At 69.8% G+C, this 24,901-nt stretch carries 30 protein-coding genes; 11 read left to right on the top strand and 19 right to left on the bottom strand.

Annotation, left to right across the window (positions count from 1 at the left end; all coding sequences use genetic code 11):
- Window position 1 precedes the first annotated feature (1 nt).
- From BIU99_RS13935 to BIU99_RS13920, 4 genes are all read right to left on the bottom strand, one after another.
- Window positions 2-985: an ABC transporter permease gene (locus BIU99_RS13935; protein ID WP_064297072.1), complete on the bottom strand. Its 984-nt coding sequence runs from the start codon at window positions 983-985 to the stop codon at window positions 2-4.
- A complete protein-coding gene (locus BIU99_RS13930; protein ID WP_071261755.1) occupies window positions 982-1,797 on the bottom strand; it encodes an ABC transporter ATP-binding protein in 816 nt (271 codons plus the stop codon). Before BIU99_RS13930 ends, BIU99_RS13935 begins: the two co-directional genes overlap by 4 nt.
- Window positions 1,794-2,666, bottom strand: a complete 873-nt coding sequence (locus tag BIU99_RS13925; protein WP_071261753.1) for an ABC transporter ATP-binding protein — start codon at window positions 2,664-2,666, stop codon at window positions 1,794-1,796. The genes BIU99_RS13930 and BIU99_RS13925 overlap by 4 nt, the downstream gene beginning before the upstream one ends.
- A 74-nt stretch (window positions 2,667-2,740) precedes the next feature.
- Complete coding sequence (locus BIU99_RS13920; RefSeq protein ID WP_071261751.1) at window positions 2,741-4,399, bottom strand: ABC transporter substrate-binding protein; 1,659 nt, start codon at window positions 4,397-4,399, stop codon at window positions 2,741-2,743.
- Window positions 4,400-4,531: 132 nt separating this feature from the next.
- Between BIU99_RS13920 and BIU99_RS13915 the strand changes: the two genes are divergently transcribed.
- From BIU99_RS13915 to BIU99_RS13905, 3 genes are all read left to right on the top strand, one after another.
- Entirely contained in the window at window positions 4,532-5,179 is a 648-nt protein-coding gene (locus BIU99_RS13915) for a TetR/AcrR family transcriptional regulator (RefSeq protein WP_064297068.1), read from the top strand.
- A 92-nt stretch (window positions 5,180-5,271) separates the two neighbouring features.
- Window positions 5,272-5,703, top strand: a complete 432-nt coding sequence (locus BIU99_RS13910; protein WP_071261750.1) for a hypothetical protein — start codon at window positions 5,272-5,274, stop codon at window positions 5,701-5,703.
- A gap of 411 nt (window positions 5,704-6,114) precedes the next feature.
- On the top strand, window positions 6,115-7,386 hold the full coding sequence (locus BIU99_RS13905; RefSeq protein WP_071261749.1) for an HNH endonuclease signature motif containing protein: 1,272 nt from the start codon (window positions 6,115-6,117) through the stop codon (window positions 7,384-7,386).
- 238 nt (window positions 7,387-7,624) lie between these two features.
- On the opposite strand, the gene BIU99_RS13900 is transcribed toward BIU99_RS13905, so the two are convergent.
- Both BIU99_RS13900 and BIU99_RS13895 read right to left on the bottom strand, forming a co-directional pair.
- Window positions 7,625-8,230: a maleylpyruvate isomerase family mycothiol-dependent enzyme gene (locus BIU99_RS13900; RefSeq protein WP_071261748.1), complete on the bottom strand. Its 606-nt coding sequence runs from the start codon at window positions 8,228-8,230 to the stop codon at window positions 7,625-7,627.
- Window positions 8,231-8,250: 20 nt separating this feature from the next.
- Window positions 8,251-8,823, bottom strand: coding sequence for a YdeI family protein (locus BIU99_RS13895; protein ID WP_083397376.1), 573 nt, complete (start codon window positions 8,821-8,823; stop codon window positions 8,251-8,253).
- 85 nt (window positions 8,824-8,908) lie between these two features.
- On the opposite strand from BIU99_RS13895, the gene BIU99_RS13890 reads away from it, so the two are divergent.
- Entirely contained in the window at window positions 8,909-9,871 is a 963-nt protein-coding gene (locus tag BIU99_RS13890; RefSeq protein ID WP_217635005.1) for a proline dehydrogenase family protein, read from the top strand.
- Here BIU99_RS13890 and BIU99_RS13885 read toward each other — a convergent pair whose 3' ends face one another.
- The 7 genes from BIU99_RS13885 to BIU99_RS13855 form a co-directional block, all read right to left on the bottom strand.
- Window positions 9,872-10,411 (bottom strand): flavin reductase family protein, encoded by a 540-nt coding sequence (locus BIU99_RS13885; protein ID WP_079001123.1) that lies wholly within the window; start codon window positions 10,409-10,411, stop codon window positions 9,872-9,874.
- 59 nt (window positions 10,412-10,470) lie between these two features.
- Window positions 10,471-10,893 carry an HIT family protein gene (locus BIU99_RS13880; RefSeq protein WP_071261869.1) on the bottom strand — a complete coding sequence of 141 codons (423 nt, stop codon included), beginning with the start codon at window positions 10,891-10,893 and terminating at the stop codon, window positions 10,471-10,473.
- A 40-nt stretch (window positions 10,894-10,933) separates the two neighbouring features.
- On the bottom strand, window positions 10,934-11,440 hold the full coding sequence (locus tag BIU99_RS13875; protein WP_071261746.1) for a DUF6328 family protein: 507 nt from the start codon (window positions 11,438-11,440) through the stop codon (window positions 10,934-10,936).
- A gap of 70 nt (window positions 11,441-11,510) precedes the next feature.
- Window positions 11,511-12,845 carry an APC family permease gene (locus BIU99_RS13870; protein ID WP_071261745.1) on the bottom strand — a complete coding sequence of 445 codons (1,335 nt, stop codon included), beginning with the start codon at window positions 12,843-12,845 and terminating at the stop codon, window positions 11,511-11,513.
- Between the two features lie 81 nt (window positions 12,846-12,926).
- Window positions 12,927-13,511 (bottom strand): SRPBCC family protein, encoded by a 585-nt coding sequence (locus BIU99_RS13865; RefSeq protein ID WP_064297061.1) that lies wholly within the window; start codon window positions 13,509-13,511, stop codon window positions 12,927-12,929.
- Between the two features lie 35 nt (window positions 13,512-13,546).
- A complete protein-coding gene (locus BIU99_RS13860) occupies window positions 13,547-15,025 on the bottom strand; it encodes an NAD(P)/FAD-dependent oxidoreductase (protein WP_071261744.1) in 1,479 nt (492 codons plus the stop codon).
- A gap of 5 nt (window positions 15,026-15,030) precedes the next feature.
- Window positions 15,031-16,029 carry an SDR family oxidoreductase gene (locus tag BIU99_RS13855; protein WP_071261743.1) on the bottom strand — a complete coding sequence of 333 codons (999 nt, stop codon included), beginning with the start codon at window positions 16,027-16,029 and terminating at the stop codon, window positions 15,031-15,033.
- Window positions 16,030-16,237: 208 nt separating this feature from the next.
- On the opposite strand from BIU99_RS13855, the gene BIU99_RS13850 reads away from it, so the two are divergent.
- The 5 genes from BIU99_RS13850 (at window position 16,238) to BIU99_RS13830 (ending at window position 18,813) form a co-directional block, all read left to right on the top strand.
- Window positions 16,238-16,942, top strand: coding sequence for a GAF and ANTAR domain-containing protein (locus BIU99_RS13850; RefSeq protein WP_083397364.1), 705 nt, complete (start codon window positions 16,238-16,240; stop codon window positions 16,940-16,942).
- Entirely contained in the window at window positions 16,939-17,679 is a 741-nt protein-coding gene (locus BIU99_RS13845) for a GAF and ANTAR domain-containing protein (protein WP_071261742.1), read from the top strand. Before BIU99_RS13850 ends, BIU99_RS13845 begins: the two co-directional genes overlap by 4 nt.
- Window positions 17,680-17,848: 169 nt before the next feature.
- A complete protein-coding gene (locus BIU99_RS13840; protein WP_175484408.1) occupies window positions 17,849-18,049 on the top strand; it encodes a DUF2795 domain-containing protein in 201 nt (66 codons plus the stop codon).
- Between the two features lie 190 nt (window positions 18,050-18,239).
- Entirely contained in the window at window positions 18,240-18,545 is a 306-nt protein-coding gene (locus BIU99_RS13835) for a hypothetical protein (RefSeq protein ID WP_064297056.1), read from the top strand.
- Between the two features lie 58 nt (window positions 18,546-18,603).
- Entirely contained in the window at window positions 18,604-18,813 is a 210-nt protein-coding gene (locus BIU99_RS13830) for a hypothetical protein (protein WP_071261740.1), read from the top strand.
- A 67-nt stretch (window positions 18,814-18,880) separates the two neighbouring features.
- Here the strand turns inward: BIU99_RS13830 and BIU99_RS20015 are convergent, their stop codons facing one another.
- Both BIU99_RS20015 and BIU99_RS13825 read right to left on the bottom strand, forming a co-directional pair.
- On the bottom strand, window positions 18,881-19,048 hold the full coding sequence (locus tag BIU99_RS20015) for a hypothetical protein (protein ID WP_153303366.1): 168 nt from the start codon (window positions 19,046-19,048) through the stop codon (window positions 18,881-18,883).
- Between the two features lie 60 nt (window positions 19,049-19,108).
- Window positions 19,109-19,390 (bottom strand): hypothetical protein, encoded by a 282-nt coding sequence (locus tag BIU99_RS13825; protein ID WP_064297054.1) that lies wholly within the window; start codon window positions 19,388-19,390, stop codon window positions 19,109-19,111.
- 256 nt (window positions 19,391-19,646) lie between these two features.
- On the opposite strand from BIU99_RS13825, the gene BIU99_RS13820 reads away from it, so the two are divergent.
- A complete protein-coding gene (locus BIU99_RS13820; RefSeq protein WP_064297171.1) occupies window positions 19,647-19,967 on the top strand; it encodes a hypothetical protein in 321 nt (106 codons plus the stop codon).
- Between the two features lie 25 nt (window positions 19,968-19,992).
- Here the strand turns inward: BIU99_RS13820 and BIU99_RS13815 are convergent, their stop codons facing one another.
- Genes BIU99_RS13815 through BIU99_RS13805 form a run of 3 tightly spaced genes read right to left on the bottom strand, consistent with a single transcriptional unit; the run spans window position 19,993 to window position 22,197 of the window.
- Window positions 19,993-20,259 carry a Rho termination factor N-terminal domain-containing protein gene (locus BIU99_RS13815; protein WP_071261739.1) on the bottom strand — a complete coding sequence of 89 codons (267 nt, stop codon included), beginning with the start codon at window positions 20,257-20,259 and terminating at the stop codon, window positions 19,993-19,995.
- 58 nt (window positions 20,260-20,317) lie between these two features.
- A complete protein-coding gene (locus BIU99_RS13810; protein WP_175484407.1) occupies window positions 20,318-21,064 on the bottom strand; it encodes a ThuA domain-containing protein in 747 nt (248 codons plus the stop codon).
- Window positions 21,061-22,197 carry a Gfo/Idh/MocA family protein gene (locus tag BIU99_RS13805; protein WP_071261738.1) on the bottom strand — a complete coding sequence of 379 codons (1,137 nt, stop codon included), beginning with the start codon at window positions 22,195-22,197 and terminating at the stop codon, window positions 21,061-21,063. Before BIU99_RS13805 ends, BIU99_RS13810 begins: the two co-directional genes overlap by 4 nt.
- A 117-nt stretch (window positions 22,198-22,314) precedes the next feature.
- Between BIU99_RS13805 and BIU99_RS13800 the strand changes: the two genes are divergently transcribed.
- A complete protein-coding gene (locus BIU99_RS13800; protein WP_175484406.1) occupies window positions 22,315-23,511 on the top strand; it encodes an ROK family transcriptional regulator in 1,197 nt (398 codons plus the stop codon).
- 258 nt (window positions 23,512-23,769) lie between these two features.
- Here BIU99_RS13800 and BIU99_RS13795 read toward each other — a convergent pair whose 3' ends face one another.
- Entirely contained in the window at window positions 23,770-24,774 is a 1,005-nt protein-coding gene (locus BIU99_RS13795; protein WP_071261736.1) for an SDR family NAD(P)-dependent oxidoreductase, read from the bottom strand.
- Window positions 24,775-24,901 lie beyond the last annotated feature (127 nt).

Raw genomic sequence — 24,901 nt, 5'->3', positions numbered from 1 at the left:
GTCAGGACTCCATCTGGCGGGTGCGGGGGTCGAGCACCGCGTAGGCGACGTCGGCCAGGATGTTCGCGACGAGGACGGTGAGGGTGATGACGAGGAAGAGCCCCTGCATGAGCGGGTAGTCCTTCGCCGTCGTGGCGTCGAGCAGGAGCTTGCCGACGCCCGGGTAGGAGAAGACCATCTCCATGACGATCGTGCCGCCGACGATGAAGCCGAGCGACAGGGCGAAGCTCGACAGCTGCGGCAGCATGGCGTTGCGTGCGGCGTAGTCGACGAGCACCCGGCGGGTCGGCAGGCCCTTCGCCTGGGCGACGGTCACGTAGTCCTCGTCGAGGACGGTGACCATCATGTTGCGCATGCCGAGGATCCAGCCGCCGAGCGAGGCGAGCACGATCGTCGCCGCCGGGAGGAAGCCGTGCGCGATCACCTGCCCGATGAAGTCGAGCGAGAACTCGGGCCTCGATCCCTTGCCGTAGGCGTGGGAGGCGGGGAACCAGCCGAGGAGGGTGGAGAACACGGCGATCGCGATGAGGCCCATCCAGAAGTACGGCACCGTCGAGAAGAAGGTGGACAGCGGGACGATGAAGTCCGCCTTGCTGCCGCGTCGCCAGCCGATGAGGGCGCCGATGGAGGTGCCGAGGACGAACGACAGGATCGTCGCGATCCCGACGAGGCCCACGGTCCACGGCAGGGCGGCGGCGATCACGTCGGTGACGGGTGCGAGGCCCTTCGAGAAGGACCGTCCGAGGTCGCCCGAGAACAGCAACCGCCAGTAGTCCAGGTACTGCTCGAGCATCGACTTGTCGGCGTCGAGTCCGAACAGGGTGCGCAGCGAGTCCGCGGCCTCGGGGCTGATGCGGCCCTGGTTCTTCGCGATGTACGCCGAGACGGGGTCGCCCTTGAGCATGCGTGGCAGGAAGAAGTTGATCGTGATCGCAGCCCACGCGGTGAACGCGTAGAAGGCGGCGCGACGGAGGAAGAAGGTCATGGTCGGCTCCCTGCCGATTCGGAGAGCGCGTCGCCCGCGAAGTGGCGGTCGGGGTCGGGTGACGCGTTGCGGAGGGCGAGCGTGTAGGGGTGCTGCGGGCGGAGGATCACGTCGTCGGCCGGGCCTCGCTCGACCACCTCGCCGTGGTGCAGGACCATGATCTCGTCGCTGAAGTGCCGCGCGGTCGCGAGGTCGTGCGTGATGTAGAGCACGCCGAGTCGCGACTCGCGCTGCAGCTCGGCCAGGAGGTTGAGGACGCCCAGCCGGATGGAGACGTCGAGCATCGAGACGGGCTCGTCGGCGATGAGGAGGGACGGACGCGACGCGAGCGCACGGGCGATGGCGACCCGCTGGCGCTGACCGCCGGACAGTTCGTGAGGCCGACGGTCGATGGTGCCGGCGGGGTCGAGCTGCACGCGCTCGAGGAGGCGGTGCACCTCGTCCTCGACCTCGGCCTCGGGGACGACGTGGTCGAGGCGCAACGGCCGCTCCAGGTGGTGGCGGATCGTGTGCGACGGGTTCAGCGAGGCGAACGGATCCTGGAAGACCATGCGGACCTGCTGGCGGTAGCGGCGCAGTGCACGACCACGACGCGGGATCGCCTTCCCGTCGAGCAGGATGTCGCCGCTCGTCGCCCGTTCCAACTGGGTGAGGATCTTCGCGATGGTCGACTTGCCGCTGCCGGACTGTCCGACGAGGGCGAGTGTCTGGCCGGACCGCAGGGTGAAGCTGACGTCGTCGAGCGCGAGCATGTGACCGGAGCCACGGACCCGGTACCGCTTCGACACGTGGGAGAACTCGAGGGTGGTCATGCGGTCGCTCCTGCCTGGGTGGCCGACGTGGCGGCACCCGTCCCGCGGACGAAGTCGCCGCGCTCGCCGGTGAGGCTCGGGAAGGACGCGAGCAGCTTCCGCGTGTACGGGTCCTTCGCCTGTCGGTAGATGCGTTCCGCCGTGTCGATCTCGACGAGCCGACCGGCACGCATGACGGCGATGCGGTCGGAGATCTCGAGGAGCAGCGGGAGGTCGTGGGTGATGAAGATGACCGAGAACCCGAACTCGGTGCGAAGCTCGGAGATCTGCTGGAGGATCTCGCGCTGCACGAGCACGTCGAGCGCGGTGGTCGGTTCGTCCATGATCATCAGCTGCGGCTTCAGGGCGAGCGCCATCGCGATCATGACGCGCTGGCGCATGCCGCCGGAGAGCTCGTGCGGGTAGGACTTCAGGCGGTCGCGGCCGACCCCGACGATGTCGAGCAGCTTGCCCGCCTCCTCGCGGCGTTCGGCTCGCGACATCCCCCGGCGGTGCGTGGTGAAGACGTCGTCGAGCTGCCGCCCGATCGAGGTGACCGGGTTGAGGGCGTTCATCGCGCCCTGGAACACCATGGAGGCCTTGTCCCAGCGGAACGCACGCATCTCCTCCTCGCCCAGCCGGCCGAGGTCGATGTCCTCGCCGGACTCGTCGTGGAAGACGGCGGTGCCGCCGGTGATGACCGCCGGTGGTTTGAGGAGCCGTTGCAGGCCGTAGGCGAGGGTGGTCTTGCCGCAGCCGGACTCGCCGGCGAGGCCGAGGATCTCGCCGCGGCGGAGGGTGAGCGAGACGTCGCGCACGGCTTCGACGGGTGGTTCCACGTCGTAGGTGACGCTGAAGGAGGACACCGTCAGCAGGTCGTCGTTGGTCACTGCATGAGTCCGTTCTGTGCTGATGAGGAGGGTGCGGGGCGAGCCGAAGCCCGCCCCGCTGGGTGATGCCGTGCCTACTTCGCGGCCTTGAGCTGCGTGAGGATGTAGACCGCGGTCGGCTGCGTCGGGTCGGCGGGCGCGTACGGGTCGTCCTCGCTCGGCCATCCGGTGTAGTTCCGCGTGTTGTACGAGCCGATGAACGGGCGCGTGCCGATGGGCATGGCCGGGACGTCGGAGACGAAGAGCTGCTGCACGGTCTCGAGGGCGGCTGCGCGCGTCGCGTCGTCCGTCGCGTTGGCGTAGGCCGCGAGCGCCGCGGTGGCCTCCGGGCTGTCGTACCGACCGAAGTTGAAGTCGGCCGCCTGGCCCTCGGCGACGAGCCAGCGGCCGTCCATGATGTCGGAGTACAGGTCGTACGGCGTCGCGCCGGTGTCGGTCCAGTGCAGGATGGCCTGGAAGTCGCCGTCCGACTTCGCCGCCCACCAGGTGTCCTGGTCGGGGGTGTCGACCGTGGCGGTGACGCCCAGCGTCTTGACCGAGTCGGCGATCAGGCTGATGCCGGTCACGTAGTCGTTCCAGCCCTGCGGTACCGACAGCGTGAAGGTGACGGCCTCGCCGGACGGGTCGGTGAGGACGTCGTCCTGCCAGGTGTAGCCGGCGTCGGTCAGGACCTGCTTCGCGGCCTTCGCGTCGACCGTGTAGTCCTCGCCCTCGAACTCGGAGGCGATGAACGCGTCACCCGCCGGGGTCGGGAGGCCGGTCACGGAGCTGAGCTCGGGGACGCCGCCCTCACGGGCGATCTGCTGGTGCTGCTCGCGGTCGATGACGAGGTTCACCGCCTGGCGGAACGCGGGGTCGTTGAACGGCTTCGTCTGCGTGTTCACGAACATCGCGTCGACGGCGAGACCGGCGGCCGCCCAGTAGACGTTGTGCTCCTTGTCCTTGTCGAGGTATGCGGACTGCACGTTCGGGATGAAGGCCTGCGCCCAGTCGGCGTCACCGTTCGCGAGGGCGGTGGTGAGGGCCGTGTTGTCGTTGTACGACACGTAGTAGAGCGTCGGTACGGCCGGCTGCTCACCCCAGTAGTCGTCGCGGGCGGAGAGCTCGACGCTCTCGGTGCTGAAGCTCGTGAGCGTGTACGGGCCGGTGCCGACGGGCTCCGGGTTCTCGAAGGTGGCGGGGTCGTCGACGGACTCCCAGACGTGCTTCGGGACGATCTGCTTGAGGAGCACCTTGTCCTGCTTCACGAACATGGGGTTCGTGAACGAGAGGGTGACGGTGTCGCCCTCGGTCGCGACCGTGGTGAGGCCGAGGGCCGAGTTGTCGAGTTCGGGGTGGTCGATGAACTGCTGGAAGGTGAACGCGATGTCATCGGCGCTGAACGCCTCGCCGTCGTTCCAGGTGACGCCCTCGCGGGCGGTCAGCGCGACGGAGGTGTAGTCGTCGGACCAGGCGATCTCGGATGCGAGCCAGGGCTTCACCTCGGCGCTCGGGTCGACGAGGTTGACGATCGCGAGCGGTTCCAGGATCGCGTTGATGTAGCCGAGCTTCATCGCGGACGAGTCGCCGACGTAGGGGTTGTTGGACTCGGTGGCGATCGAGCCGTCCGGCTTCGCGATCGTCAGGGCGGCGCCGCTCTCGGGGCCGTCGCTCGACCCGCCGCCACCGGTGCATCCGGTGAGCAGCAGGGCTGTGGCCGCGAACGCGGCCAGCAGTGGGGTTCTCAGCTTCATCGCTTTCTCCTCTTGGGTGTGCGCTGCGGCAGTGCGGCGCAAGTCGGGATTCGGTGATAACTTACTGACCATTCAGTAAGTTGGCAAGCGCGGTAGTGTCGGGCGCATCGAGGCCCCCGCGGAACGGACACCATGAGCACGGTGAAACGACAGAACACGGTGAAACGACCGGCCCAGCCACGCCCGGCGACCGTGGCGAGGCGAGCCGAGGTCGTCCGCTCCGCGTTGGACGTCTTCGGCGCCAAGGGGTACGCGAACGGCACGCTCATCGACATCGCCGAGCTCGTCGACATGACGCCGGCGGGCATCCTGCACCACTTCGGGTCGAAGGACCAGCTCCTCCTCGAGGTGCTCAGCTACCGCGACGCGACGGACGTGCAGGACCTCGACGACCAGCACATCCCGGGCGGCATCGACCTGTTCAAGCACCTGATCCGCACTGCCGCCGCGAACGCGCAGCGCGCCGGGATCGTGCAGGCGTTCGTCGTCCTGTCGGCGGAGTCGGTGACCGAGGACCACCCGGCCAGGCACTACTTCGACGACCGCTACCGGACGCTGCGTCGGGAGATCGCGGAGGCGTTCGAGGTGGTGTGCGCCGAGCGGGGCGTCGATGCGCCCGAGACGATCCACCGTGCGGCGGCGTCCATCCTCGCGGTCATGGACGGCCTGCAGGTGCAGTGGCTCATCGACCCGGCGGACGTCGATCTCGCCGAGACGAGCGAGTACGCGATCCGGGTCATCGTCGAGTCCGTACTCGGTCCCGGCGCGCTGGACGACTGAGCCGAATCCGCACCCCACGTCCCCACCGCGAGCGCTACCGTGAGAGGCGGAGCCGGGCAGGACTCGGAGACGGTGATCGGAAGGACGTCGACATGGCCGAGAAACAATCGAGCACGAAGAGCGGATTCAGCGCCGAGGAACGCGCGGCGATGAAGGAGCGCGCCAAGGAGCTGAAGGCGGCTGCGAGTCGCGAGGAGGCCCTGCAGGCCGTCGTCGACGCGATCGCGGACATGGAGGACGCCGATCGTGCGATCGCCGAGCCGTTGCACGAGCTGATCATGGGCGGCGACTCCGGCCTCGCGGCCAAGACCTGGTACGGCATGCCCGCCTACGTCGGTGCCGACGGCAAGGCGGTCGTGTTCTTCCAGGCGGCGGCGAAGTTCAAGGCGCGCTACGCGACCATCGGGTTCAACGACTCCGCGAAGCTCGACGACGGCGACCTGTGGCCGACCGCGTTCGGCGTCACCGCGTGGAACGACGCCGTCGCGAAGCGTGTCGCGGACCTCCTCGCCCGGGCCGTCTGACCCCGTCCGGCCGCTCGTCGAGTGCCCTCGTCTGGTCCCTGAGCTTGTCGAAGGGCACACGGACCCGCCAATCGGGCACCCTTCCCCCGGTCCCGGAGCCCGCCGAAGGGCCCACGGACAGCCTCACGAATCCGGCGCCCTTCCACCGGTCCTTGAGCCTGTCGAAGGGCACACAGACCCGCGAATCGGGCACCCTTCCCCTGGTCCCGGAGCCTGTCGAAGGACCCATGAGGAAACCTCGCCAATCCGGCGGCCCCTTCCGGTCCTTGAGCCTGTCGAAGGGAGCACGATGGACCTTCTGCTCCGGTGATCTTCTCCCGGTCCCTGAGCCTGTCGAAGGGCACACGAGCAACTTCCACAGTCCCCCGACTCAGCATCTGGAATGTCAGTGGTCCATGGTGGACTGGAGTCATGACCGAGACCACCCGCACCGCGACCCGCGCGAGCGACGAGTATGCCGCGCAGCTCGAGGAGTTCTCGGACCAGTGGGCCGAGCTCCACCGGCAACAGGCCTTCCTGGACGCGCGGAAGGCGCGCCTCCTGGCCCGCTCCGCCGCCTACGCCGACGCGTTCGCGGACGCCACGGTCCCGGCGATCTTCCCGCCGGCTGAACGTCAGGCGCTCTCACGCCGGTCAACGTGTGCGGCCCTCGCGATGGCGACCCGGATGCCGGAGCGGACGGTCCAGCTTGCGACAAACGACGCCGAACGTCTGGTGAATGACGCACCGGCTGTGCTGGCGTCGCTGGAGGCCGGCCGGATCTCGGCGCGGCATGCGCAGGTGATCACCGACCAGCTCTCCGACGTCCCGGCTGCCGGGCGGGCGGTGTTCCTCGACAAGGTCCTCGTCGTCGCCGAGCGCACCACGGCCGCTGGGCTCCGCACGAGCGCCCGCGTCCTGCGCGAGCGTCTCCACCCAGAATCGATCACCGCCCGAGCGGTCCGCTCGGAAGCGGACCGCCGGGTCGAGTTCGAACCGGCCGCGGACGGCACGGCGTGGGTGCACCTCTTCACCACGGCGCCGATCGCCCAGGGCATCGCCGAGCGGGTCGAAGCCGCCGCGGCCGAGTCGCGCGCTGCCGGCGACACCCGCACGTGCGCGCAGCTGCAAGCGGACGCCCTGGCGGCACTCGCGCTCACCGGCGTGACCCCGGACGACGTCATGTCGAGCCCGGTGCTCCCGCACCCGATCGAGGTCCAGGAGCACATCAAGCCGACCGTGCAGATCACGGTCCCGGCCTTGAGCATGGCCGGCGTCAGCGATGCCCCGGCGACGCTCGACGGCTACGGTCCGATCGATCCGGAGACCGCAGCACGCATCGCGGTGAACGCCCCAAGCTTCACCCGGATCCTCGTCCAGCCAGAGACGGGTGCGATGCTCTCCGTCGGACGCAACCAGTACCGCGTTCCCGCCGACCTCCAACGCGCGGTACGCCTGCGAGACGGCACCTGCCGGGCACCGGGCTGCGGCAGGCGAGCACGGGCCTGCGACCTCGACCACTCGGTCGCCTGGGAGGACGGCGGAGCAACGGATGTCGGCAATCTCGCCTGCCTGTGTCGACATCATCACCGGATGAAGCATCTGCCCGGATGGAACCTCGACCACGGACCCGGCGGCGTGCTTGAGTGGACGACACCCGACGGGAAGCAGTATCGGACCGAACCCGATCCTGCACCGTTCTGAGCCTGTCGACGCGTCGGAGGGTTCCTCGTGGGCACTTCGACAAGCTCAGTGACCGGGAGAGGTGCGCCTGAACCATTTCGGTCCCTGAGCCTGTCGAGGGGCAGCCGTGGCGCGCAACCTCGGTCAGCGGAAGAGGCTCACCCGGATGAACCCGGTCCTTGAGCCTGTCGAAGGGCAGCCGAGCCCAGGCACGTCGGTCAACGGGGAAGGTGCATGCGGGAGACTTCCAGCTTCTTCCTCACCTCCCGGGCAACGCCAGCCCGGTCGGTCGCCCTGACACCGCGAGCAGCAGGTCGAGCGCCGATCCCTGGACCTCGTCGCCTTCACCCCAGCTCGTGCCGGCGTCCTCGGCGACGAGCCGGACGCCCTGGGCGCGTTCCTTGCCGCCGCCCATCGAGACACCGGTCCGGAGCTGGTACTCCAACGCCTCCAGGACCGCCGCGGTCGGGTAGTCCGCGCTGATGCCGAGCGGTCGACGGACGTCCTCGCCGTGCACGATGGCCTCGACGAGCCTGGTCGCGAGGTTCGCCGGCGGGGTGCATGTCAGCTCGGTGGCGTCCGCCAGGGCGCGGAGCGTCTCCTGCGGATCGTTCCGCCGCTCCCGCTCGACCCCGCGTGCGTTGTCGAGGTCGAAGTCGAATCGCGCGGCGATGAGTCGTCGGACGAATCCCAGCCGCGTCGTCTTCGCCGAGTCGACGAGATGGGCCACGACGTCATGCACATCCCATCCGGTGCACAGCGACGGCGTCGCCCACTGCTCGTCGTCCAGCACCGACAGGTCCGCGACGAGCCGCCGACGTTCTTCGTGGACGACCGGCCAGACGGTCCCCGGTGAAACCCGCATCCGCGTCGATCCACTCACGATCAGCGGTAGTGCTGCTCGCCCCGGGCGGCCTTCTCGACCACGTCGGCGATGCGCGCGGCCCTGATCGCGGGCGTCTTGATGTTGCTCAGGCGGAAGAAGACGCGGAATCGGTCGGTGCGGCCGAGCGTCGCGAAGTACGCCGCCGCCTCGGGGTTCGCATCGAGCGCCGCCTGCAGATCATCCGGTGCGACGGCGTCCTTCTGCCGGTACGCCACGTCCCACCGCCCGTCGGCCTTGGCGCGTTCGATCTCCGCGAGCCCGCCGGGACGCATCCGCCCCTCCTCGATGAGGCGGGCGACGTGCTCCCGGTTGATCTGCGACCACGGGCTGTTCTTCCGCCGCGGCGTGAACGCCTGCAGCGTGTAGTCGTCGTCGAACCGTTTGCTCTGTCCGTCGATCCATCCGTAGCAGAGGGCGACGTCCAGTGCCTCCGACCAGGTGATCCCCGACGCCTTCGAGGTCTTCTTCCGCAGCTTCAACCGCACGCCCGCGTCGCTCGGCGCACCGGCGAGGTAGGCCTCCCACTCATCGAGCGTGAGGTCCAGGATCGGTTTCTCCTCGAAGCTCGCCACGGGAGCGAGCGTAGCGCGCACGGGCGACGCAGCCCAGACCTCGGTGCCGTCCGGACCGTCACCCAGGACTGGATAGGGTCGAAGCATGCTGATGAACGACGAGACGCTGTCGCGCGCCGCCGACACCCTGCGGGCCTGGGCTCTCGACGAGGACCTCAAAGCGCGAGTCCTCGCCCACCCTGAGGCTGCCGCCGTCGCCAAGCGGGCCGCCCTGCGATACATCGCCGGCGAGGACGCGGCTTCCGCATTGCGGCTCCTCGAAGCGAACACCGACCGTGGGCACCGCTGGAGCACCGAGCTCGTCGGCGAGTCCGTCCGCGACGCACGTGTCGCAGACGAACAGACCGCGGAGTTCATCGACCTCGCCCGTCGGATCAGGGAGTCCGACCAGACCGCGACGATCTCGCTCGACCTCTCCCACATCGGTTCAGTCGTCTCCCCCGAGCTCGGCCTGCGCAACGGCCTGGCGCTCGCGCAGGCGGCACGGGATGCCGACACCTCGCTCATGATCTCCGCCGAGGGTTCCGACCGCACGGACCTCGTGTTGTCGATCTACGAGCAGATCGCCGACGCCTTCCCGGAGACCGGCGTCACCCTGCAGGCGAGACTGCACCGCACCCCCGCGGACCTCGACCGCGTGCTGGATCGGTCCGGGCCGATCCGCGTCGTCAAGGGTGCCTTCCTCGAATCGACCGAGGTCGCTCACCCCCGTGACTCCGCACCGATGACCGCCGCCTACATCAGCATGGTCACGCGACTCGTGGGGTCGGGTCACCGTGTCAACGTCGCCACCCATGACGCGAACCTCGTCGCCGCACTCGAGGGTGCGCTCGGCGACGATCTCCGTCAGCCGCACGTGGAGTTCGAGATGCTCCAGGGACTCGGCACCGAACTCCTCGACGACCTCCGCCGCCGCGGGTTCACGACGCGCGAGTACCTCGTCTACGGACCCGAGTGGTGGCTCTACGTCCTCAACCGGATCGCCGAGCACCCCGAGCGGGTCATCGAGGCGATCGCCGACATCGGCCCGATCGCGCTCCTCGCCTGATCAGCCGAGCGGGTCGGACTCCAGGCGGTGGAAGTTGCGGTTCTGGTAGACGAGCGCCGGCGCGTCCGTGCCGGGCGGGATGACCTCCAGCACCTCGGCGATGACGAGCATCGAGCTGCCGGCCGGGACCGTCTGCACGATCCGGCAGCGCAGTGCCGCCCGGGCGCTCGGCAGGTAGGGCTCGCCGGTCGCGAGTCGCTCCCAGTGCTGTTCCGGCGTGAAGCGCGGCTCCCCCGTCTTGGCGAACGCCTTCGCGACCTCCAGGTGGTGGTCCGCCAGGAGGTGGACGACGACCGTTCCCGCACTGAGCAGTCCGCCCGCGGACCCCGTCGCTCGCGTGACCGAGAAGGACAGCATCGGCGGGTCGACGGCCACCGATGCGACCGATGACGCCGTCAGCCCGACGTCTCCCTGATCGGTCGAGGCACTGATCAGTGCGACGCCGGCCGGGTGGTCACGGAACGCCGTCTTGAACCCGTCGACGGTCGCGGCGCGGGCGAGGGCATCGGGATCAGCGGACGGCGTGGTGGGAATGGTCATGCTTCAACCGTAGAACCTCAATCGGTCTTGAGGTCAACTCAAGGCGCGGCGATCTCCGGCTACTCGAACATCTCCGCCAGGAGCGCATGTGGGTCGCCGTCGACCCGGTGCTCCGAGCGGCCCTCGGGCCAGAACGTGACCCCGTCGTCATCCCAGCACGGGACGACGTGGAGATGGAGGTGGGGAACGCTCTGCCCGGCGTCGACACCGGACGCGCTCAGCACGACGACGCCGGTCGCCCCGAGCGCCGCCCGCATCGCGCGTCCCACCCGCTGGGCGAGGGCCGTCGTCGCCTGCAGGGCCCGCGGGTCGGCGTCCAGCAGCCCGACGCTGTGCGCTCGCGGCACCACAAGGGTGTGGCCGGGGGCGAGCTCCGACTCGGGCAACGGCCGGAAGGCGACCGCCTCGTCCTCGCGCTCCACCCAGGTGATGTCGTCGGGCTCGTCACGCAGGATGCGGCAGAAGGTGCAGGTGTCGGGCATCGTCCCATTCTCGGGGCTCACCGCGGGCACGTCGATCACCTCAGGACACGCGGTCGCGCGCACCCCGGATCAGGCGCGGGCCGACGATCCACACCAGCCCGATGACGACGACCACGGCACCGCCCGCCCACAGCCCGACCGCAGGTGATGCGACGAAGTCGAAGACGAACAGGACGATCCCCGCGAACAGCAGCGACGCCGCCCCGAGACACACCATGAGGATCCTGCTGGACAGCCGCACCAGCTGTGGTTTCTCGAGTCGTCCGAAGACGAGCCGGTGCATGATGACCGGTGCGAGCGCGAGGAGCGTCACCGTCACGGCCAGGACCACGAGGACGAGGTACAGCACGTGGTCGAATCCACTGAGCTCGGTGAACCGCGGCTGGAACGGCAGCGTCAGCAGGAATCCCGCGAGGATCTGCGTGCCCGTCTGCAGGACACGGAACTCCTGCAGCAGCTCCGACCAGTTGCGGTCCGATCGTTCGTTCAGCGTCTCGTCGCGACCGTCCCCGGGCGATGCGTCGGCTGAGCCCCTCCCGTCAGGCATCAGCTGACCCCGTCACCCGACACACCTCGTCCAGACCGCATGGAGGGATGGTACCGCCGTCAGCTGCTCCTCACACCGCTTCCGGCGCCTTCCGCCGTCGGACCACACGCGTGATCGCGTAGAGCACGACGCCGACCGCGACGATGATGCCGCCACACAACCAGACCTCGGCGCTCTGCTGCGTGAGGAGGACGAGGCATGACAGGACCGCGAGGACCGGCAGGACCGTCCACGCACGGAAGTGGGCGTGCTCGACGCGCTCGCGCCGCAGGACGAGCACCGCGATGTTCGTGCTGAGGAAGACGATGAGCAGGAGCAGGACGACCGTCTCGGCGAGCGTCGCGATACTGCCGGTGGCTGTGAGGACCATCGCGACACCCGTGGTCACGATGATCGCGACCCACGGCGTACCGCGCTTCGGGAGCACCTTCGTGAAGACGCTCGGCAGCAGACCCTGCGAGCCCATGCCGTAGGCGAGCCGGCTCGACATGATCATCGTGAGCAGCGCACCGTTCGCGACCGCCACGAGCGCGATGATGCTGAACAACCACGCGGGGATGCCGACGCCGGTCGCCTGGATCACGGTCAGGAGCGGACCGGTCGATTCGCCGAGTTCGTCGGAGGGCACGGCGATCGAGGCCGCGGTGCCGACGAGGACGTACAGCACGCCGGCGGTCGCAAGGGCGCCGAACAGCGCCTTCGGATAGACCCGCGACGGGTCCTTGACCTCTTCGATGACGTTCGCACTCGTCTCGAACCCGACGAAGGAGTAGTAGGCGAGCAGTGCCGCACCGAAGACGGCGATGACGGGGCTGCCACCCTCAGCGAACTGCGTGGCACGACCGAGGTCGCCCCGGCCTCCGCCGAGCATCATCGCGACCGCCACCACGACGAGGACGAGGCCGGTGGTCTCGATCATCGTCATGACCAGGTTCGCCCGGACGGACTCCTTGATGCCGCGGGCGTTGATGAGCGCGATCACCAGGAGGAACAGCACGGCGCCGAGGACCGGCGGCAGGTCGACGAAGGTCGCGAGGTAGTCACCGGCGAAGGCCAGCGCCAACCCGGACGCACTCACGACACCCGCGGCGAGCATGCAGTATCCGACGAGGAAGGAGACGATCGGCCGCTTGTAGGCGCGCTCGGCGAACACGGCCGAACCACCCGCCTTCGGGTACTTCGTGACGAGCTCCGCGTAGGAGGCCGCGGTGAGCAACGCCAGCAGCAACGCGACGATCATCGGGACCCAGGTGACCCCGCCGACCTCCCCGGCGATCTGGCCGATGAGGGCGTAGATACCCGCACCCAGGACGTCTCCGAGGATGAACAGGTAGAGCATCTTGCCGGAGATGTCGCGTTTGAGCGTGGACGGAGGATCAGCCCTGGTGGTGTCGGTCGAGGTCATCCGCGCAACGGTACGGCAGCGGTGAAACCCCGCCCCGTGCTTGCTATCCCGGCGCGGTTGTGCGTCGGCGTCGGATCGACGTCAGTGACGGGCGAGCTTGCGCGCCACCGCGACCACCGGCACGGCGACGACGAGGACCGACGCCACCCGCGCGAACAACGACCGCTTCGGGAACTCGGCGTCCTCGCGGTCTTCTGCCGTCGGTTCGGCCGCCTCCACGAGGTGGGTGCCGCCGGCACCGCCCTCGGCGAGGTGGGCGAGTCGGCGCAGCGTCTCGATGTTGCGGATGTGCAGCCCGATGTCGAGGAGCCAGACCGGGATCAGCGCACCAGGGCCCGTCACGGCGTGCTCGTGCAGGTGGACGACGCACCCGCGCTCGTGCGGTTCCACCTCGATGGCGACACGGGCCTCACCGAGCGGCCACCCCTTCGGCTGGATGACGAACCGGTGCGGAGCATCCCACTGGAGCACGGTGGTCTCGTCGTCCAGCACCGCCGGCCAGACACCGAAGGAGTGGTGCAGCTTCCCGCCCACATGCGGCCACCGGTCACCGACGTCACGCATGCGGGACGCACCGACCACCCACGCCGGAAAGAGCCAACCGTCGGCGAGGACGGCGAAGACGCGGTCGGGCGGGCAGTCGAAGACCTTGGTGGTGTGGGACACGGTGGTGTTCCTTTCGCTGGAAGCGGGGACGGAGGTCAGGAGGGGCGCGCGGTTCGGTCTGGCGCGAGCGACGGCATGCGGTCGCGACCGAACACCGAGCGGAGGGCGCTGCGGGCGGCGTGCCAGCCGGCGAGACCGTGGACGCCCGGGCCGGGTGGGGTCGACGAGGAGCACAGGAAGATCCCCGGCGTCGGCGTCCGCCACGGGTCGTTCGAGAGCACGGGACGCGCGACGAGCTGGGCGAAGGTCGCAGCGCCGGCGGCGATGTCGCCGAGGACGTAGTTCGGGTTGTACCGCGCCATGTCGCGGGCGGTCATCGACGCCGACGTCAGGATCACGTCGCGGAACCCGGGGGCGAAGCGCTCGATCTGCCGGGTGATCGCCTCGGTCTGGTCGAGACCGGACCCGCTCGGCACATGCGTGTAGGCCCAGAGGACCTGGGCGCCACCGGGAGCGCGACCAGGATCGCCGACGTCGGGCTGCGAGACGAGGACGTAGGGCGACTCGCTGTGCCGCCCGCGGGCGACGTCGCGCTCGGCGGCGGCGATCTCCGGGCGGGTGCCGCCGAGGTGGAGCGTGCCGGCCCGCGCCAGTTCCGGGTTCGTCCACGGGACGGGACCTGAGAGTGCGAAGTCGACCTTGGCCACGCCGTCGCCGTACCGGAATCGGGAGAGACGACGGAGGTACGCGTCGGGCAGACGACTGCCCGCGATCTCGGCGAGCGCCTTCGGGGTCGTGTCGAACAGGACGGCACGCGCGGACGGCAGTTCGTCGATGGAGCGCACCTCGGTTCCGGTGACGATCTCACCGCCGTGGGCCAGCAGGTCGTCCGCGAGCGCGTCGACGATCGCCTGGCTGCCGCCGACGGGGATGGGCCAACCGCGGGCGTGCGCATACGCGCCGAGCGACAGGGCGGCGGCCGAGGTGGACAGGCTCGGCATCGGCCGGATGGAGTGGGCGGCGACACCGCTGAGCATCGCCGGAGCGGTCTCCTCACGAAACCGGAGGTTCCAGGCCGGGCTGCCCTGCTCGAGCGCGCGGAGGCCGAAGCGCGCGACCGTGACCGGGTGGCGCGGCACCTGCAGGAGCTTGCCGCCGGTGAACTGCGAGACGCGGTCGGCGTCGGCGGCGAGCGGTCCCATGAGCGAGCGCCAGGCCCCGCCGTCCCGTCCGAGGGCGTCGGCGGTGCGGTCGATGTCGCGGTAGGCGATCCCGGCCCGGCCACCGTCGAGTGGGTGGGCGTAGGAGATCTCCGGCACGACCAGGTCGATGCGGCGCTCGAGGCCGAAGGACCGGAAGAAGCCCGAGGCGAGCGCCATCGGGTGGACGGCGGAGCAGATGTCGTGGTGGAAGCCGGGCAGCGTCAGCTCGGCGGTCCTGGCACCACCGCCGATCGTGTCGCCTCGCTCCACCACCTGCACGTGCAGGCCGGCTCGTGCGAGGGTCACCGCGGCGGCGAGCCCATTGGGCCCCGCGCCGACGACCACCGCGTCGAACTGCTCGCGCCGCACCATCGCGCTCAGCGCCGCTTCGCCGCGCCGGCCACGAGGGCGACGCCCGCTGCGAGGGTGCCGGCGGCCGCCGCGTACACCCCGCGACGGTGGCGGATCGCCCAGGTCTGCGGGCTCCACGAGTGGGCCTTGTCGCTGAACACGCCGCGGGCGCCGTGGTCACCGGGGGCCGGCGTGTAGACGTTGTCCGGCAGGCGCGGGTCGTGCTTGTCCGGCGCAAGCTGCCCGGAGTATCCGGTCCTGGCGAGGAACCAGTCGAGGAAGCCGCCGGCGAAGCGGTCGCCGAGGATCGTGCCGACGGTGGACTCGCCCACCCAGGTGCGTCGCCGCGGGCGGTCGGCGACGTCCGCGATGGCGGTCGCGCCCACCTCGGGCTGGTAGATCGGGGGCACCGGCTGCGGGTGCTCGGGCAGCTGCGACTTCACCCAGCTGAACTGGATGGTGTTGAGCGCCGGCATGTCCACCGTCGAGAGTTTGACGTTGCTGCCGTCGTGGAGGAGCTCGGCGGTGACCGACTCCGTGAACCCGCGGGCACCGAACTTCGACCCGCAGTAGGCGGCCTGCAGCGGGATGCCGCGGTGGGCGAGGGCGGAACCGACCTGGATCACGTGCCCACGGTCGCGCGGGACCATGCGCGAGAGGGCGGCCCTGGTGCCGTTGACGAAGCCGAAGAAGTTGACGGCGACGGCGCGCTCGAAGTCCGCCGGTTCGGTCGTGAGGAAGTCTCCGAACACACCGACCATGGCGCAGTTCACCCACAGCTCGATCGGTCCGAGTTCCGCCTCGACCCGGTCCGCCGCCTGCTCGACGGCCTCCCGGTCGGCCACGTCCGTCGGCACGGCTAGCCCGCGACGTCCGGCCTGCTCGACCTCGGCGATGGTCGCCTCGAGTCCGTCCTCGCCACGCGCCAGGATCGCGACGTCCCAGCCACGGGCGGCGAGTTCGCGGACGGTCGCACGACCGAGCCCTGCGGTTCCGCCGGTGACGACGGCGACCCCGCGGCTCATCGCGCCGACCGATCGGCTGTTGCGGACCGCTGGGCGGAGGGGCGCGGTGGGGTTGTCGTCGTCAGAGGCATGACGCCACGTTAGGCGAATCCACGCCGCCGGGGCGGCCCCTTGCTTTCCCAGGCAGGACGGATCACCACCCGGCGATTGCGGCGGGATGGCCGTACGATGAGCGGAGACCTCCCTCGACCCCGGAAGGAATGCGGACATGAGCGACACCTTCGCCATCGTGTACAGCGCACTCGACCGGGTCGACGAGGACGACCAGCTGGTGGAGCCGATCCTGCGGCTCATGCCGCTCAGCGGTGTCTCGATCGCGACGCTCGGCGACACCCTGAGCCCCGAGACGATCGCCGCGAGTGACGAGCAGATCGCGCTGATCGACGAACTCCAGTTCGACCTCTCGGAGGGCCCCTGCTGGGACGCCGTCGGCAGCGGTCGCCCGGTGCTCGAGGAGGCCGTCAAGCGGAACGGCTACGACTCCTGGCCGTCGTTCACCGACGCGATCCGCGACCACGCGGTCGGCTCCATCTTCGCCTTCCCGCTCCGCGTCGGGCCGCTCCAGGTGGGCGCGGTCGAGCTGTACGACACCGAGGAGCGCACGCTGGACACGCAGGCGGTCGGGGCCATGATGTCCCTCACCCGCCCGCTCAGCCGGTACGTCCTCCGCCGCACCCTCGAACTCGCGAGTCTCCCCGACACGGCGCAGCTCAAACCCCACGCCCGACGCCGGATCCACCAGGCGACCGGATTCGTGATCGCGCAGCTCGGGCTCTCCCCCGACGACGCCCACCTGCTGATCCAGGCTCAGGCCTTCGCCCAGAACCGCTCGATGTCGGAGGTCGCGGAGGACATCCTCGAACGTCGCACCGGCTACGTGCTGCGCGACGAGACGATCGAAGACGAGCGATGAACGCGCGCGGCGACGACGGGACCGGTTCCGAGCTCCGTCACTCGACCGCCCTGCTCGACGTGTTCGCGACGCTCGCCGACACGCTGGTGGACGACTACGACGTGGTCGACCTGCTGCAGATCCTGGTCGATGCCAGCGTCGACCTCCTCGACGTCCAGGCCTCGGGCATCCTCTTGGCGGATCCGCACGGCGACCTCGAGCTGATCGCGTCGACCAGCGAGTCCGGGAGGCTCGTGGAACTCATCCAGCTGAGTGCCGACGAAGGCCCGTGCATCGACAGCTTCCGTGCGGCGACGCCGGTGTCGATCCCCGAGATCGCCGCGGTCGCGAGCGACTGGCCGAGGTTCGCCGAGGTCGCGGCGACCGCGGGGTTCCGGTCGGCTCATGCCTTCCCGCTGCGACTCCGCCGGACCACCATCGGCACCCTGAACCTGTTCCGCACGGCTTCGGAGGCCTTCGACCGGTTCGAGTCACGGGCCGCGCAGGCGATGGCCGACGTGGCGACCATCGGCATCCTGCACGAGCGCACCCTTCGTGAGAGCGACGTGACCCGCGGTCAGTTGGAGTCCGCGCTGCAGTCGAGGGTCGTCATCGAGCAGGCGAAGGGCGTCGTCGCCTACACCGCTGCGATCTCGGTGGAAGCGGCCTTCGAGATGATCCGCAAGTACGCGCGGAGTCGCCGTCGTCCGTTGGCGGACGTCGCCCGCGACATCGTGGAGCGTCGCCTCGAGCTCTGAGGATGCAGCGTACCCGAACGGGTAGCAGCTCGACGGCGGAAAGGCAAGAGCGCGCCGAACGGTCGAACGGCGACGACACTCGAAGGAGGGCACGGCGGTCCGACGACCGGTCGACGCAGCCGTCCCGCCTGACATCGGGTGCCACGACGCGCCCAGAGAGGAGATGCTCGTGTTCACCGAGCTCGACGAATTCCTACGCGGCATGGAGTACCCCTGCCGCCCCAGCGACCTGACGCGTGAGGCCCGCCGCGACCTGCTCCCGACCCACCTCGTGGAGGCGCTCCGCTCGCTCCCCGACCGCAGCTACACCAGCCGCTGGGACGTCCTGCACCGCACCTCGATCGCGGAGGCGCTGCCGATCGGCGTCTGAGCGATCGCGCACCACGGCTGAGCGGCACCGGCATCGCGCCGGTGCCGCTCCGTCGTGTCAGGTCCACCGACCGACTCCACCGGCCGGACAGGTCGGAGATCATGCGGCGGTTCGCAACCCCCTCGGGCATCGTGGCGGTTCGTCGGGGCCGGGCCTACCGTAGGAAGCCGAGAGCGGAGCAGGAGGACCCATGGGCAAGATGATCTACGACGCCGAGGTGTCGGTGACGTTCGACGACCGGGTGCTCGCACACCTGCAGCAGGTCATCGGCGCCAAACTGCGTCGCGGTGAGGGGTTCTACTTCGGGTGGAAGGACGACCCGCGGGCCGGCGACGGCCGGACGACGATCTGGCTGCACCCCGCGATGTCGCTGCGATTCAAGTACGCGGGCAGCGTCCCCGTCGAACTCAACCGCGCATGGCTCGACGCACTCGCCGTCAGCGCCGACTCGAACCACGGCCTGGTGCTCGTCCCGGAACCGGGTCCGCGCGTCTGAGGCTCCACAAGCCCTGAGGCCGCGCCCGGACGCCGGGTCCGTGCGCTATCGTCTCGGCATGACCGACAGCGCCCAGACTCCGCACACGCACGACGAGAACCGACACGACCAGCTGACGACGGCCCCGAACGCCACCGAGGAGGACGCCGCGCCCCGCATCGACGTCACCGATCAGGGCGACGGCGTCACCCGCATCGACATCCGCGACGACGCTGCGGTGCGCCCGGGCGCAGACCCCGAGGACACCGAGCAGACGGACCGAGCCTGAACCCCGCCTGCTGCACGACGAAGCGCCGCCGACCCGAGGGTCGGCGGCGCTTCCGTGTCTGACGGGCTCAGCGGCCGTCGGCGTCGTGCAGGGGTGCCGCATCCGGCTGCTCGAGCACGTCCGGCTCGTCCGCCGTGTCCTCGTCCGTCGGCTCGTCCGGGATCTCGGTGGGCGGCGTGCCGACCACCATGTCCGGGTCGGTACCCAATGCGTCTGCTCCGGTGAAGTCGCTCATGTCGCTCCTGCTTCCTGTGGTGGTGGTCTGGGTGATGCTGGTATCGGGTGGTGGCGCTGGTCAGGCGACCACGACGTGCAGTCCGCCGGTGATCTCGATCTCCTCGAGCATCTCGGCGGCCATGCGTTCGTCGATCGGCGGCTCGAACTCGGCGTCGAACGCGAAGACGATCGGCTGCTCGGGCGAGACCGTGACCGGTTCCGATGATTGGAAGCGCCCGCGATGGAGTTGCAGCCGGAACGAGCGCTCGCCGAGCATCCGAGTGAGGATCACGCGTTCCAATTGGGCGAGCGTCTGATCGTCGACCTGTGATCGGAGCGCACCGAGGCGGAGGAATCCCATCGTCAGCCCCTTTCTCAGGTGTGCCACGCTAGCGCGCAGAGATGAGGGCGCCCGGGCCATTGCGCGGATGGCCCGGGCAGCGGACAATGCGCGTGCGCATCGTCGATCGAGCACCGCATCGTGGATAATCGGGCGCGCGCCAAGAATGTCTCGTATCCTGAGAGAGCGCTTCACCGACCCGGACCCCGTCGAGATGCGCGCCGTGTCGGCTGTCCACGTCGACGACCATCTCAGGGGTTGGAAGTCGAGGTTCCCAATGGGACAACTGGTCTACGGCACCGGGGATGCACGCGTGCGGCTCGACGACCGCACGCTCGCCCACGTCAAGACGATCGCACTCATGAAGCTGCGACGGAACGAGTCGTTCGCGCTCACCGTGCGACAGGACTCCACCACCGACGGACGCACGACGCTCTGGCTGCACCCGGCGATCGCCCTGCAGTTCTCCTTCGACTCCGACGAGGTCGGCGAGATGGACCGCGCATTGCTCGAAGGGTTCATGCACGAGGCGAACACCGGCGAGGTCGTCGTCCACGCGACGACCGGCGACGACGCGACCGCCGGGTCAGCGAAGTAGTGACTCCGGCGGCCGAGCCGCCTGTTCAGCTGTCGCGGAGCATCGCGATCAGTTCGCTCTTCCGCTTGTCCGAGTAGCCGGAGAGGCCGATCTCCTTCGCACGCTCGCGGAGCCGCGCGACGGTCCAGTCGTCGTACGACCCGGACTCGCCGCCCTTCTCGCCGATCGTCGAGCGTCCCTGCTTGGCCGCCGCGTTCGAGATGCGTGCGGCTTTCCCTTTCGAGGCGCCCTCGTCGCGGAGCTTCTCGTAGAGCTCGGGGTCCTTCAGTGACGGATTCTCCGTGTCAGGCATGTCGCCCTCCCTTGCGTGTGGCGGCCATTCTCCTCCGGCCGCGCCCACCCATCCAGCCCTAGCGCAGGAACCAGTCCCGTGGGTGCTGGTCCGCGGTCGGCGGCGTGCGCTCGATCGTCGGGCGGGCCCACTCGGCAGCGTTGGCCAGTACGCGGCGGATGTCGGGGTGGTGGTAGACCGGGTACTCCTGGTCACCGGGTGAGAAGTAGAACACCCGCCCGCGCCCGCGGTGGTAGGCGACACCGGACCGGAAGACCTCGCCGCCGGCGAAGGTGGAGAGGAACACCTCCTCGTCGGGACGCGGGATGTCGAAGTGCTCCCCGTACATCTCCTGGCGGTCGATGATGATCGGGTGCGGGACACCCTGTGCGATCGGGTGGTCCGGGAGCACCGTCCAGACGAGTTCGCGCTCGCCGTCGTTGCGCCACTTGAGCGCGCAGCTCGTCCCCATGAGGCGTTGGAAGACCCGCGAGTAGTGACCGGAGTGCAGCACGACGATGCCCATGCCGGCGTGGACGTGTCGGACGACCCGCTCGACGACCTCGTCGGAGACCTGGTCGTGGGCGATGTGCCCCCACCAGAAGAGGACGTCGGTGTTCGCGAGGATCTCCTCGGTGAGACCGTGCTCGGGATCCTGGAGGGTCGCGGTCGAGACGGACACGGCGTCCCCGAGCGACTCCTCGAGGCCCGCCGCGATCACGGCATGGATGCCGTCGGGGTAGTGCCCCAGCACCACGGCGTCACCGCGGGACTCGTGGACGAACTCGTTCCAGACCCGGATGCGGATCGGTGTCGTGGTGCTCATGCGGGGACCTCCAGTTCGTGCCCGGCGGCGGCCGAGGCGTAGGCGGCGTCGATGACGCGGCTGCGGTGCAGTGCGTACTCGCCGTGGTGACCGGCGAAGCGGAGTTCGCCGCCGGCGGTCTCGCCCGCGCGGATGGTGTCGAGGAACTCCGCGATGACCGACTGGTGGTGACCGGCCGGGACCTGCACGGCGGGTCGTTCGATCGTCGGCGCACCGGCGACGTCACGGTAGATCGTGACCGTTCCTTCGGTGTTGTAGTTGTCGACGTGGAGACGGACGCCACCCTCCGAGCCGAGCAGTTCGACCGAGATGTCCTCGTGCGCCTTCGAGTAGGAGGCCCACGACGCCTCGAGGTGCAGGCTGCCGCCGTCTTCGAACCGCAGGAGGGCGGACGCGAAGTCCTCGACGTCGAAGGCGTGGGAGGACCGGCTCGACACCGGACCACCGCCGGAGGAGCCACCGCGGCCGGCGCGGCCCAGCTCGTTGTACGCGACGGCCGACACGTGCGTCACGCGCGGCTCACCGAGGAGCGAGAGCGCGATGTCGAGGACGTGGGACCCGAGGTCGATGAGCGGCCCGCCGCCGGCCGCGGCCTTGTTCGTGAACCAGGAGTCGATACCGGGCACACCCTGGCGACGCAGCCAGGAGGCACGCGAGTGGTAGACGCGGCCGATCGGCTCCTCGGCGAGGTACCGCGCGAGGTAGGCGACGTCGGCACGGCGGCGGTGGTTGTAGGCGACCTCGAGGACGCGGTCGGCGGCGGTCGCGGCCTCCACCATCTCGGCGGCGAGGTCGGCGGTCGTGGCGAGCGGCTTCTCGCAGAAGACGTGCTTGCCGCTGCGGAGCGCGGCCACGGCGATCGGGTGGTGCAGGGCGTTCGGCACACCGATCGACACGATGTCGAGGTCGTCGCGGGCGACGAGGTCCTCCCAGTCGGCGTAGGTCTCGGGGACTCCGCGGCTCTCGGCCAGCTCGGCGAGTCGCGCCGGTTCCTGGCCTGACAGGGCGACGACGGTGGCACCGGGGAGCGCGGTGAAGGCGTCCAGGTGCGTGGTCCCGGCGAAGCCGAGGCCGATGACGCCGACCCGGAGGTCCGAAGCGTCTGTTGTGGTCGGGGCGGTACTGGTGCTCATGCTCGGACGGTTCCTTTCGGGGTGCGGAGCCGAGCACTGTCGTGACCGGCGGTGGTCGACCTTCGCCACTAAATATAGCGGCCATATCTAGTAATGCAACCCTGCTACAGTCACCCCATGGCGGAACCGGGGACCGAGACGGGCAGGGCGAGCGTCGAACTCGTCGCCGCTTACGCCTTCGACCACGGTGCATTCACGGCGAGTGACGTCATGGACGGGACCGGCCTGACCCGCGCGACCGTGCTGAACGCCTGCGACGCACTCGCCGACCGCGGCTGGATCCGGGAGCTCGACGACGCCCGGGCCGCCGGGGACTACCGGCGGGGACGACCCGCCAGGCGCTACGAACTCGCCGCGGACACCGCGTTCGTGGTCGGACTCGACGTGGGGCAGCATCGGGTCGCAGCACTCGTCGCGACACTCCGTGGTGAGGTCGTCGGCCGGGCCGAACGCCCCATCGCGGGTGGGGACGAGGACCCAGACCTCCGCCTCGCGACCGCACGGACCGTCGTCGAGGAGGCGACCGCGCAGGCCGGCGCGACGCCGGGGCAGGTGCTCGTGACCGCCGTCGGTGTCCCGGCACCGGTGGACGCGCACGGCCGCTCCCCGCGCGGCGATCACGACTACTGGGCCCGGATGAACCCCGACTTCGCGAGCCGCCTCGGCCCCTGGGGCGAGGTCGTGCTCGAGAACGACGCCAACCTCGCGGCCACGGCGGAGCGCGCCCTCGGGGAGGTGGCACGCGAGTCCATCGCCGTCCTCCTGGCCGAGGCGAGTTTCGGGGCGGGACTCATCGTCGACGGTGTGCTGCTGCACGGCGGGGCGGGCGGCGCGGGCGAACTCCGCGTGCTCGGCATGGTCGAGGGCGTCGGTTCACCGGAGGGCCTGGACGGTGCGGCACGGTCGTGGCTGGAGGAGGATCAGCGATCCGGTGCGGTGCCGGCGTCGTCTCCCCTCGCACGGACACCGATCGACGCCCTCGACGTCGGCCGCGTCATCGACGCCGCCGCCTCGGGCGACGCCTACGCCGGCAGACTCGTCGAACGTCTCGGGGAACGCCTCGGGCGGGTGTGCGTCCTGTTCGGCAGCCTGCTCGACGTGGACGAGGTCGTCGTCGCCGGCGGCGTGGCCCGCGTCGCCTCCCCCGTCATCGCCGCGGCTCAGACCTGGCTCGACGAGGGGACCTACGCGCCGACGCCGATCGTGCGGGCCTCGCGACTCGGCGCGGACGTCGTCGCCCTGGGCGCGATCACCCGGGCGGTCGCGACGATCCGCTCCCAGCCGTGGCGCTTCGCCGCTCCGATCCCGCGCTGAGTCCGCGCGCCGCCCATCGCAGGCCGGACACGGCGCAGGGCCCCACCTTCCGCCAAGATCGGTGGGGCCCTGTGAGCGGTGTCACCGCAGTGCGAACGATCGTTCCGGCCGTACTCGTTCAGAGCGTTCGCAGGGGACGGGCGACGCAGAGCGGGCCCGTGTGATTCAAGATTCGCAGCAGAAATGCGTTCATCCCGCCCTGAACGACCGTTAAGAATCGCGGTTCTTACCGATTGCTGAACTTCTGTGCAACGGCTACTACTGCACCGACCATCCGCCGTCGGACGGCAGGATGACGCCGTTGACGTTCACACCGTCGTCGCTCAGCAGGAAGGTGATGGACGCGGCGAGCTGCTCCGCGGTCGCGATCGTCGGGATCGCCGCCTGGAACGGTCCGAGCCGCGCCGAACCCGCTTCGGAGACGTTCGGCGGGAAGGGGATCCCCGTGGCGACACCGCCCGGAGCGACGGCGTTGACCCGGACGCCGTGCGGTCCGTACATGAAGGCGGCGCTCTTAGTCATGCCGACGACCGCGTGCTTCGAGGTCGTGTAGGCGTTCCCCGAGGCGTTGCCGCGCAGCCCGGCCTCGGACGCGATGTTGACGACCGAGCCGGATCCGGCCGCGACCATCGACGGCAGGACGGCGCGGGTCAGCTTGAAAGCACCGGTGACGTTCACGCCCATCACCCGCTCCCAGGTCGCGTCGGAGGTCTCGTGGAGCGGGGAGAAGTCGTCGTTGATACCGGCGACGTTGGCGAGCGCGTCGATCCGCTCCCCCGCTGCAGCCACGATCGCGTCGATGTCGTCCTGCTTCGTGATGTCGCCGGCGACCGTGACGAGGTCGGCGTCCGGCAGGCTCGAGGCGAGGTCGGCGAGCTTGTCCTCGAAGAGGTCCACGGCCACGACCCGACCGCCCTCACGCGCGACGCGGGATGCCGTGGCACGGCCGATGCCGGAGGCGGCCCCGGTGACGATCACGGTCTTCCCGGCGAACCGACCGACGGTGATGCGCTCCTGCCACCCCTGGGGCATGTCGTCGACGGGTGCGACGCCGTCGTTCGCGGCGAGCACGAGGTCGTCGATGAGCGACTGGGGCAGCTTGCCCTGACTCAGGGCGACGAGCTGCTGGAGCGGGAGGCCTGAGATCGGGGCGAGCTGCGATTCCTCGGTGCCCAGCTGCGTGAGGAGGCCGCGGATGAGCGGTCCACCGGTGGGGTCGGCGAGCCACGCGGCGATCGGGGTGTTGGCGGTGAGGGCGCTCATGGGGGTTCCTTCGTTCTCGGGAGGGCGATGAGCGGCGGGACCGTATGGGCCTCGATCCATACCGGACATCATTGTCCGGTATACGTTACGCCGTCCAGGTCATGGCCACCAGCCCTCACGGCGGGCT

Source organism: Plantibacter sp. MMLR14_011 (genome assembly GCF_001865025.1).
Lineage (GTDB): Bacteria > Actinomycetota > Actinomycetes > Actinomycetales > Microbacteriaceae > Plantibacter > Plantibacter flavus_A.
The sequence above is the reverse complement of the archived record's forward strand: the minus strand, read 5'-3'. Positions and strand labels throughout refer to the sequence as shown.